Raw genomic sequence first — 9,298 nt, forward strand, 5'->3', positions numbered from 1 at the left:
GTACATCCCCGAGGACCCGCCGCGCGGGCGGTACGAATCGGACGGCACGGACAACGCGAAAGGGACCCTGGTGACCAGGGTCCCTTTTCGCGTCCTCCCGCACGGGGCGGGAGCGAGGTGTCAGGCGCTCTTACGGGTGTCCCGCGGGTGCACCGCGAGGTTCATCCCACCGGAGCGGAGCACGGCCAGCCGCTCGGCCAGCACCTCCTCCAGCTCCTCGCGCGTCCGGCGCTCCATCAGCATGTCCCAATGGGTGCGCGTCGGCTTGGTCTTCTTCTCCTCCGGCTCGTCACCGTCGAGAAGAGCCGCCTCCTGGCCACAGAAGCGGCATTCCCAGGTCGAGGGGATCTCCGCCTCGACCGAGAAAGGAACCTCGAAACGGTGTCCGTTCTGACATGCGTACTCGACGGTCTGGCGGGGAGCCAGATCGATACCACGGTCGGTCTCGTAGCTAGTTGCCCCGAGTCGCGTGCCGCGGAGAGCTCGCTCGCTCATGAATCGTGCCTCCCGGGCTTATGGCCCACAGGACTAGTGGTCGCTGTTCTTCGTCGTTCGGTCAACGCTCGGCTTCCGACGAAGATTCCCGTCCCGGGACATGCGTCGTCTGTCGTGCCGCCCCTGTTTGTACCCACCTGCGCCCGATTTGTCACATCTGGCCGGTGATATCACCCCAGGTGTCACGTATTTCACATCTGGTGATGGTGCGGACTTTCCGTGACGAGCGTACCGGGAGGGCATTCGGCGGCGGCGTCCGGCCCCGCCGGAGCCGGGGGTCAGGAGATCGGGCGTGAACGGATCATCGGCTCGCCCTTGGCCAGGTCGACCAGCCGGGCGGGCGCGGCCGGATCGATCGGCGGGACCGTCGGCGGGTGCTCCGGGCGGGGCGGTACGGCGGCGGCCCCGGTGCGGCCGTCCCGGTGCGGCAGCAGTGCGAGCACCGCGTCCCGCAGCGGGGCCGGGGCCTCGTCGTCCAGCGGGTCGACGGTGGCGGGCACCTGGAGCCGGACCGGGGCGCCGTTGCCGATCCGGGCGTAGCCGCGGCCGGCCGGGGCGTGCGCGGCGGGTGCGATGTCCAGCGGCGCGCCGAGTACGGCGAGGCCCTCGTCCGGGCCGGCCGGGCCGAGCACCACGCGGGCCCGGGTGGTGGCGCGGACGGTGGGGGTGATCCGCTCCAGGGCCTCCAGGTCGTCGGCGATCGCCACGGTCACCCGGGCCGCCCGGCCGTGCCGCAGCGGGAGCTCCAGCAGGTCCTGGGGGTCGGTCCGGCCCTCGGCCCGGGCGAGCTCGCCCAGCTCGGTCGGGTGGTCCAGCAGGAGCCACAGCGGCCGGGTGACGTCCTCGGGCGGGGCGCTGCCGGCGTACCGGGCCGCGTTGAGCGCGGCGAGCCGCCGCTCGGTCTCCTCGGCGGCCCACTCCAGGGCGGCCAGCGCGCCGTGCAGGCTGGTCTCCACGGTGTGCACGCCGGGCCGGTTCACCAGGCAGGCGTGCTCCCCGGTGCCGGCGCCGTCGACCACCACCAGGTCGGCGTACGGGAGGGCCTGGAGGGCGATCGAGCGCAGCAGGCCGGAGGTGCCGTAGCCGGTGACGCCCAGCGCCAGCAGGTGCGGTTCGGAGGAGCGCGGGCCGGTGCGCCAGACCACCGGTGGCTGCTGGACGGTGGTGCCGCCCCGGACGACGGGGATGGTGCGGGCGGTGCCGTCCTCGTCGGTGAAGCCCAGCACGATCTCGCCGGGGGCGGCCACGAAGCGCTGGGCGGCGATGTCGGCGGGCAGCGGGGCCAGCGCGGTGATCCGCAGCCGGTTGGACTCCTCGTCCCAGTCGAAGCGGTACTCCCGGGCCCGGCCCGCCTTGCCCTGGACCACCTGCTCGATTCGGGCCCGGGCGGTCGGCTCGGTGTCGGTGAAGTACGCGGGGTAGCTCAGCTCCAGCCGGGCGAGCCGGCCCTCGCCGTCGAACTCCCACGCGCTGAAGGCGCTCCGGTAGCTGCCCTCGAAGCGGTACAGCGGGTTGGCGTCCTCGGGGCCGCACAGGTACGGCGTGAGAGCCGCGTAGAGGGCGCCGAGCTTGACGTCGGCGACGTCCGGTCCGGCCGGCGCGCCGGGCGCCTTGGGGGACCGGCCGGCCCAGGCGGCGCTGGCCATCAGGGCGACCAGGGCGAACAGCAGGCCGTGCGGCATCAGGTAGACGCCGATCGCCATGGCGGCGGCCAGGAACAGCGTCGGGCCGCGGCGTTCCTTCGGGGTGTCCTGCCAGCGGGCCCTGGCCCAGTCGGCGTGGTGGCGCAGCCCGCGGCCGATGACGGACAGCGGGGCGAACATGTCGGAGGCGTGGTCCCCGGCGGTCCGGGCGATTGCCCGGCCCTTGCTGAGGTGGTGGTGGAGCGGCATTCCTTGACTCCCCGGGCGGGTGGGACGGGTGGGGTGCGCGGCTGGGGTACGACGGGGCCCGGGGCGGTGGGATCCGCGCCCGGGCCGGTGACGGGGGAGTGGGGGGCGGTCAGAACCTGATGCCGCTGAGCAGGCTGGCGAGGCTCGCGCCGCCCGCGGTGATGCTCGGCGCGATCGAGGAACCGGCGATGTAGAAGCCGAACAGGGCGCAGACGATGGCGTGGGAGACCTTTAGTCCGTCCCGGCGGAAGAAGAGAAAGGCGATGGTGCCGAACAGGACGATGCCGGAAATCGAGAGGATCACGTTCCGCTCCTCAGGAAGGGGGGACAAGCGGGGGTGTCACGGAAAGTGCCCTAATCGTGACAAAAAGTAATAGATGATGGAACGGTGCAAACGGGTGGTTCTGCCGTTCAATACCGTTGGAGTGACCGGGCGGCGGCATGCGAACCGGCCGGGGTGCGGGCCGGGCGTCGTGGGGAATCGGTGAGCCGAGGCATTCCCTGGCGGCGGGTGGGAAGTTTCCGGGGGGTCCGGAAAGTTCGCTCGAATGGCTGCGCGACGCGCGCGGTCGCGCGTCGCGACGGGCGCGGGCCGTCATCCGGCTTCCGGAGGCCCCCTGGCCCGCTCCGGCGCCGGCCGCTACCGTGCCCCTGGCGCAGCCCCGTGACCGCCCGACGATCCGACCGGAAAGGCCCTTCCGCCATGACCGACGCCGCCAGCCGGCAGCCCGCCGACGCCCCCGACGCCCCCGACGCCGAGGTGATCGCCCTCGCCGGGAAGCTCTTCGACGCCGCCCGGGCCGGGGAGACCGACGTCCTGTCCGCCTACCTGGACGCCGGCGCCCCGGCCGACCTCACCAACGACCGCGGCGACACCCTGGTGATGCTCGCCGCGTACCACGGCCACGCCGCCGCCGTCGCGGAACTGCTCCGGCACGGCGCCGACCCGAACCGCGCCAACGACCGCGGCCAGACCCCGCTGGCCGGCGCCGTCTTCAAGGGCGCCGGGGACGTGCTCGACGTCCTGCTGGCCGGCGGCGCCGACCCGCGGGCCGGAACCCCGAGCGCCGTGGACACCGCCCGGATGTTCGGCAAGGACGACCTGGTCGCCCGGTTCGAGGCCCGCTGAGCGGGGGCCGTAGGCTCTTCCACCATGAACACCAGCACCACCCGGGACACCGGCACCGTCGAGTTCCGCACAACCGGCTACGCCCACCCCGACGCCCAGGCCCTGTCGGCGGAGGTGCAGCAGGAGTACGTGCGCCGCTACGGCGACCCGGACGAGACCGTCATGCGCCCCGAGGACTTCGAGGCGCCGGCCGGCCTGTTCGTGATCGCCTACCTGGACGGCCGCCCGGTCGCCTGCGGCGGCTGGCGGGCCAAGCAGGCCGGCCCGGACGACCTGCGGGACGGTGACGTCGAGCTGAAGCGGATGTTCGTGATCCCCGAGGCCCGCGGCCGGGGCCTGGCCCGCGCGATGCTGCGGCGCCTGGAGCGGTCCGCCGTCGAGGCCGGACGCACCCGGGTCGTCCTGGAGACCGGCACCGAGCAGCCCGAGGCCGTCGGGCTGTACGAGTCCGAGGGCTACGCGGCGATCCGGAAGTTCGGCATCTACAAGGACCACCCGCAGAGCATCTGCCTCGGCAAGGAGCTGGCTCCGGCGGTCTGAGCCGCCGCCGCGCGGGGAAGGCTCCCGTCGGCCCCGCGAGCGGGCCTCGGGAGGCCCCTGGGAGGCGGACGGATGAGCCATCGAGCACCCGGAGCCGACCGGCTCCCCGTCCTGGCCGCGCCCGGCGGGGAGCTGGACCGGCTCGTCGGCGAGGGCGCGCGCGGCGTCGGGGCGGGCGCCGTCTGGGCCCTCGGCGACGCGGGCGGCACGATCGGCGGAGGTGGCCACGGAGCGCTCGGGCAGGGGTCGTACGCGCGGCTGCGGCCCGGGCCGGACACCCTGTACGACCTCGCCAGCCTCACCAAGGTCGTCGCGCTCTGGCCCTGCGCCGGGGCGCTCCACCAGTCCGGGCGGCTGCCGCTGGACGAACCGCTCGGCCGCTGGTGGCTCCCCGCCGCCGGGCACCCCTCGGGAATGGTGACGGTCCGTCAACTCCTGGCCCACACCGCCGGGATGCTCCCGTACACCCGCTTCGAGCAGCTCTACGGGCGGGACCTCGCGGCGATCCGGTCCGGGGTCGTCACCGCCCCGCTGCACCGCCCGCCGGGCACGGCCGTGGAGTACACCGACCGGGCCGCGGTGCTGCTCACCCACCTGGTCGAGGACCTCGGCGGCGGGCCGCTGGACGAGCTCGCCGCGCGCTGGGCGTGGCGTCCGCTCGGCATGACCGACACCCGGTACGGGCCGCTCGGCGCGGCGCTCGCCGCCCGCACCGCGCCCACCGAGTACGAGGAGCGGGCGGGCACCCACCTGCGCGGCGTCGTCCACGACCCCTCCGCCCGGCTGCTCGGCGGGGTCTCCGGCAACGCCGGGGCCTTCTCCACCGCCCGCGACCTCGCCCGCTTCCTCACCGCGCTGCTCGACCCGCCGCCCGGACTGCCCTGGGGCGGGCCGTGGATCGAGGAGTCGCTGCGCGAACAGACCGGCGGCCTCGCCCCCGCCCGCGGCCTGTCCTGGCTGTACGCCCCCGGCACTGGACCTGCCGAGGGCACCTTCGTCCACTACGGCTTCACCGGCACCGGCCTCTGGGTCTCCCGCCGGCTCGGCCGCTGGGCCCTGCTGCTCACCAACAAGGTGCACTACGACCGGGACATCCGGCGGCTCACCGAACTGCGCAACGCCGTCCGGCGGGCCGTCTTCGGGTAGCGGGCGGCCGCGGCCACTCCTTCGGGTGGACCGGCGCCAACCGCCGTTTGACGGGCGGGGATCGCGGCAGATTGTCCCCGAGGGCGGCGGTCGGCGGAGGAGGCGCGATGACGGACATCCGGGCGCTCACGGAGGGGCAGTGGCTCGCCGGGATGGTGCGCGCCTACGTCGGGTGCAGCGTGCTGCTGACCGAGGAGACGGGCAAGGTCCTGCTGCTGAAGGCCGGTTACCGCGACCAGTGGCAGTTCCCCGGGGGCGGGATGGACCCGGGGGAGGGGCCCGCCGAGTGCGCGGCCCGCGAACTGTACGAGGAGACGGGCCTGTTGGCCGGGCCGCTGCGCCTGCTCGTGGTGGAGTGGCGCGAAGCGATCCCGGACCAGGGTGAACACGCCCACCCCGCCGTCCAGTTCATGTTCGACGGCGGGACGATCGCCTCCGGGGCGGCCGTCCGGCTGCAGGCCGAGGAGATCGCCGACCACGGGTACTTCACCCCGGCGCGGGCGGCCGCCTTGCTCCACCCCGGCGCGGCGCGCCGGCTCGCCGGGGCCCTGGAGGCCCGGCGGACGGGCGCCGCCGCGCTGCTGCACTCCGCCGGGTACGTGGGGTGACGGATGATCAGAGGAGGGTGCTCCAGTAGTACCAGAACCGGTTCAGGACCAGCAGCGCGATCACCGCTGCCCACAGCACCGGCAGCGCCCAGTGGTACCGCGCCGCCTCCCCGGCGACCACCCGCAGCCGCCGGCCCGCCGGGATCACACCCGTGCGCAGGTTGTGCAGCGTGGTGTACCAGAACAGCACCACCACCGTCGCCCACACCACCATGCAGTACGGGCACAGCGCGCCGATGTCGTACAGCGCCTGGTCGATCAGCCAGTGCACGAACACCACGCCCACCGCGGTGCCCGCGTTGAGGGCCAGCCAGAACCAGCGCCGGTACGCGGCTCCGGCGAGCAGCCCCGCGCCGATCGCCGCCAGCGCGCCGAACGCGGCCAGGCCGAGCAGCGGGTTCGGGAAGCCGAAGACCTCCGCCTGCTCGGTGCGCATCACCGACCCGCAGCTGATCACCGGGTTGATGTTGCAGCTGGGGACGTAGGAGGGGTTCTCCAGGATGCGGAGCTTGTCGAAGGTCAGGACGGCCGAGGCGGCCAGCCCGACCAGCCCGCCGAGGAACAGCAGGAGAGCGAGCGCCCGGCTCGCGCCGACCGGCGCCCGGCCGGTGCCGCCGGCGCCGTCGGGGGCGGATCTGTGCGGGTGCGCGGTATCGGTGGTCGCGGCGGTCATGGCAGCACACTCCGGTGGCTGGCTGGGAGGAGCCGGCCCGGCCGGGAGTCGGCCGGGCCGGGTGGTGCCGTGCGGTCCGGTGGTGCGGCCTACTGGAGGCCGGCCGCCTGCTTGACCTGTGCGGTGAACTGCTCGGGCGAGACCACGGCGTTGCCGGCGAACAGGGTGACGGTCTTGCCGTCGACCTTGACCGTCGGAGTGCCGGTCACCCCGCTGCCGTTGAACGCGTCGGAGACCTTGGCCGCCCACGGCGCGTAGGTCTTGTCGGTCACCGCCTTCACGAAGGCGTCCGTCTTCAGACCGGGCACCTGGCCGGCCAGGTCCAGGATGTGGTCGACGTCGCCGAAACCGTCCTCGCGCTCGTCCGGCTGGTTGGCGTACAGCACGTCGTGGAACGCCTTGAACTTGTCCACGCCCTCGTTCAGCGCGGCGCCGGCGGCGGCCAGCGCGGTGCGCGAGCCCTTGCCGCCGAGGTTCTTGTCCAGGAAGGCCGCCAGGTGGAAGTTCACCTTGATCCGGCCGTCCTCGGTGAGCTTCTTGACGGTCTCGCCGTTCGCCGCCTCGAAGTGCTTGCACACCGGGCAGCGGAAGTCCTCGTAGATCTCCATCGTGTGCGGGGCGTCGGCCTTGCCGTAGGTGATCACCGTGCCGTTCTCGCCGGAGGCGTTCGCGGGCACCACCAGCGCCGCCGAAGCGGCGGCGGAGGCCTTGTCGTCCTTGTTCGAAGCCGAGTTGACCGCGACGGCGACACCGCCCGCGAGGGCCAGCACGGCCACGGCGGAGACCGCGACGACGATCCGCTGACGGCGCTTGGCGGCCTGCTGCTCGCGGCGCTGCGCCTCCTGGATCCGCTCACGGGCACTGACGCGGTTCTTGTTCTTGTCCTGCGACATGGGGAAGTCAACTCCTGTACGCGGCGCGCGGGAGCGCGCGGGAGCCGCACCTGGTGCGGCGGGGTCGGTGAACGCGGGAGTCGTGCGCGCTGCCTGCGGGCGCACCGGGGCCGTCCGGCCGGGTACGCGGAGTGATCAGCCGGGAAGGGCGATCAGCAGGCAGGCGCGAAAGCGGGAGGGCCACGCCGGGGTGCCGGGCTCAGCACCACGTCCGCGCGGCGCGGCCGGGCACGGTCCGACACCGGCAGCGGCACCCGCAGCACCGGACGCGCCGGGGCCGGGAGCAGCAGGACGACCAGGGCACGCAGCGGGCCGGCCAGCGACTCGCGCAGCGCGCACAGCGCCCGGGCCAGGCCGGACAGGGCGGCGTCGCCCATCCGCAGCCAGGCCGAGGCCGCCACCGCGATCACCACGTGCACCAGCAGGAGCAGCAGTTGGGTCGCGGCGGGCGCCGACTGCCCGGCGTGGCCCAGGGGGCCGCCCAGCAGCGATCCGTCCACCGAACCGCCACCACAGACCAGCAGGTTCACCCCACGGGCGGGCACCTGGCCGGTCAGCACCGGCGAACAGCTGGTCTGGCCCAGGTTGAACGTGGTGTTGAGCAGCAGCTCGACCGGCACCATCACGCCGGAGATGTGCAGCATCCGCCGCTCCCCGCCGGCCGACACGGCCGCGACGAGGAAGACGACGGCACAGGCCGAGGCCACCAGCGACAGCGGCAGCGGGCGGCCCGTGATGACCACCTGGCCCAACGCGGCCATCGGCACGGCGAGCGCGGTGAACACCGCGGCCCGCAGGGCCCTGGTCGTGTGGGAGGAGATCGTCACGCTCCGGAGTATGCCATGGCGCTCGCGTCCGGCACGAGGGACCGTAGGTCCCTGTTCCGGCTGACACGTGCTCAGTAGCCTGCGGGTCCGTCTGCCCTTTCGACAGCGCTCCGGCCCGCATCAGGTCCTGTCCGATCCGCCAGGACCGACCGGACAGGACCTAGCCTGGAAAGCGTTCCCGCTGACCCGACGAGGGGGCGAGCGCACATGGTGACAACCGAGAGCACCGTCACGGTGGGGCAGGTCCTGCTGGCCCGGATCGAGGCGCAGGCCGTGGTGCTGGCCGGACTGGACGACGCCGTGAGGGCGGACGAGCCGGACGCCGTGCACCGGATGCGGGTCGCCTGCCGGCGGCTGCGCAGCGCCCTGCGGACCTTCCGGCGACTGTTCACCCCCGGCGCCACCGATGAGCTGGCCGCCGAACTGCGCTGGCTCGGCGCCGCCCTCGGCGGGGCGCGGGACCGCGAGGTGCTGGCCGGACGACTGGCCGCCGAGGCCCGTGAGCTGCCCGCCGCGTGCGAGCCGCGGCGGGTCGCCGACGCCCTGGAGCGGTGGGGCGAGGCCGAGTACCGCCAGGTGTGGCCCGAGGTCGTCGCCGCCCTCGACGATCCCCGCCGCCGGGCCCTCGGCGAGGCCCTCACCGCCCTCCTCGCCGACCCGCCGCTGCGCCCACGCGCGGACCGCGGCGCCCTCCCGGAGCTCTCCCGGATCGCCGCCCGCGAGCAGCGCCGTACGGCCGAACGCGTCCGCACCGCCCTCGCCGCCGCCCCCGAGGACCGGGACCTCGCCCTCCACGAGGCCCGCAAGGCGGCCAAACGCGCCCGCTACGCGGGCGAGACCGCCGCCCCGGTGGCCGGCGCCCGGGCGGACCGCTACGCGCGGCGGATGAAGGCCGTCCAGGAGGTGCTGGGCGACCACCAGGACGCCGTGGTGGCCGCGACCGCGCTCGCCGCCAATGCGGCGACCGGCGGCGAGCCCTTCGGCTACGGCGTCCTGTACGCGCGCCAGCTGGCCACCCGGGAGGCCGCCCGCCGGCGGCTGCCGGACGTCTGGCGGCGGGCGGGCGGGCGGAAGCTGCCCCGGTTCGGGTAGCGG

The 9,298-nt window shown here is 74.4% G+C and carries 11 protein-coding genes; 5 read left to right on the forward strand and 6 right to left on the reverse strand.

What is annotated here, in order from left to right; genetic code table 11:
- Positions 1–120: 120 nt before the first annotated feature.
- The 3 genes from ACFRMQ_RS32815 to ACFRMQ_RS32825 form a co-directional block, all read right to left on the reverse strand.
- On the reverse strand, positions 121–495 hold the full coding sequence (locus ACFRMQ_RS32815; RefSeq protein ID WP_188300504.1) for an RNA polymerase-binding protein RbpA: 375 nt from the start codon (positions 493–495) through the stop codon (positions 121–123).
- A gap of 278 nt (positions 496–773) precedes the next feature.
- Entirely contained in the window at positions 774–2,387 is a 1,614-nt protein-coding gene (locus ACFRMQ_RS32820; RefSeq protein ID WP_380734385.1) for a hypothetical protein, read from the reverse strand.
- Positions 2,388–2,496: 109 nt separating this feature from the next.
- A complete protein-coding gene (locus tag ACFRMQ_RS32825) occupies positions 2,497–2,691 on the reverse strand; it encodes a hypothetical protein (RefSeq protein ID WP_049660046.1) in 195 nt (64 codons plus the stop codon).
- Between the two features lie 399 nt (positions 2,692–3,090).
- Here ACFRMQ_RS32825 and ACFRMQ_RS32830 point away from each other — a divergent pair, with 399 nt between their 5' ends.
- From ACFRMQ_RS32830 to ACFRMQ_RS32845, 4 genes are all read left to right on the forward strand, one after another.
- Positions 3,091–3,516, forward strand: coding sequence for an ankyrin repeat domain-containing protein (locus ACFRMQ_RS32830; protein ID WP_380734386.1), 426 nt, complete (start codon positions 3,091–3,093; stop codon positions 3,514–3,516).
- Between the two features lie 24 nt (positions 3,517–3,540).
- Positions 3,541–4,056: a GNAT family N-acetyltransferase gene (locus tag ACFRMQ_RS32835; protein WP_380734387.1), complete on the forward strand. Its 516-nt coding sequence runs from the start codon at positions 3,541–3,543 to the stop codon at positions 4,054–4,056.
- 72 nt (positions 4,057–4,128) lie between these two features.
- Positions 4,129–5,202: a serine hydrolase domain-containing protein gene (locus tag ACFRMQ_RS32840; protein ID WP_380734388.1), complete on the forward strand. Its 1,074-nt coding sequence runs from the start codon at positions 4,129–4,131 to the stop codon at positions 5,200–5,202.
- A 107-nt stretch (positions 5,203–5,309) separates the two neighbouring features.
- A complete protein-coding gene (locus ACFRMQ_RS32845; RefSeq protein ID WP_380734390.1) occupies positions 5,310–5,810 on the forward strand; it encodes an NUDIX domain-containing protein in 501 nt (166 codons plus the stop codon).
- A gap of 7 nt (positions 5,811–5,817) precedes the next feature.
- Here the strand turns inward: ACFRMQ_RS32845 and ACFRMQ_RS32850 are convergent, their stop codons facing one another.
- From ACFRMQ_RS32850 to ACFRMQ_RS32860, 3 genes are all read right to left on the reverse strand, one after another.
- Positions 5,818–6,483 (reverse strand): vitamin K epoxide reductase family protein, encoded by a 666-nt coding sequence (locus tag ACFRMQ_RS32850; protein WP_380734391.1) that lies wholly within the window; start codon positions 6,481–6,483, stop codon positions 5,818–5,820.
- Positions 6,484–6,572: 89 nt separating this feature from the next.
- Positions 6,573–7,376: a DsbA family protein gene (locus tag ACFRMQ_RS32855; protein WP_380734392.1), complete on the reverse strand. Its 804-nt coding sequence runs from the start codon at positions 7,374–7,376 to the stop codon at positions 6,573–6,575.
- 152 nt (positions 7,377–7,528) lie between these two features.
- Entirely contained in the window at positions 7,529–8,203 is a 675-nt protein-coding gene (locus ACFRMQ_RS32860; RefSeq protein WP_380734393.1) for a hypothetical protein, read from the reverse strand.
- A gap of 207 nt (positions 8,204–8,410) precedes the next feature.
- Here ACFRMQ_RS32860 and ACFRMQ_RS32865 point away from each other — a divergent pair, with 207 nt between their 5' ends.
- Positions 8,411–9,295 (forward strand): CHAD domain-containing protein, encoded by an 885-nt coding sequence (locus ACFRMQ_RS32865; RefSeq protein WP_380734394.1) that lies wholly within the window; start codon positions 8,411–8,413, stop codon positions 9,293–9,295.
- Positions 9,296–9,298: the final 3 nt, after the last annotated feature.

The sequence above is a fragment of the Kitasatospora sp. NPDC056783 genome (assembly GCF_042789895.1).
Lineage (GTDB): Bacteria > Actinomycetota > Actinomycetes > Streptomycetales > Streptomycetaceae > Kitasatospora.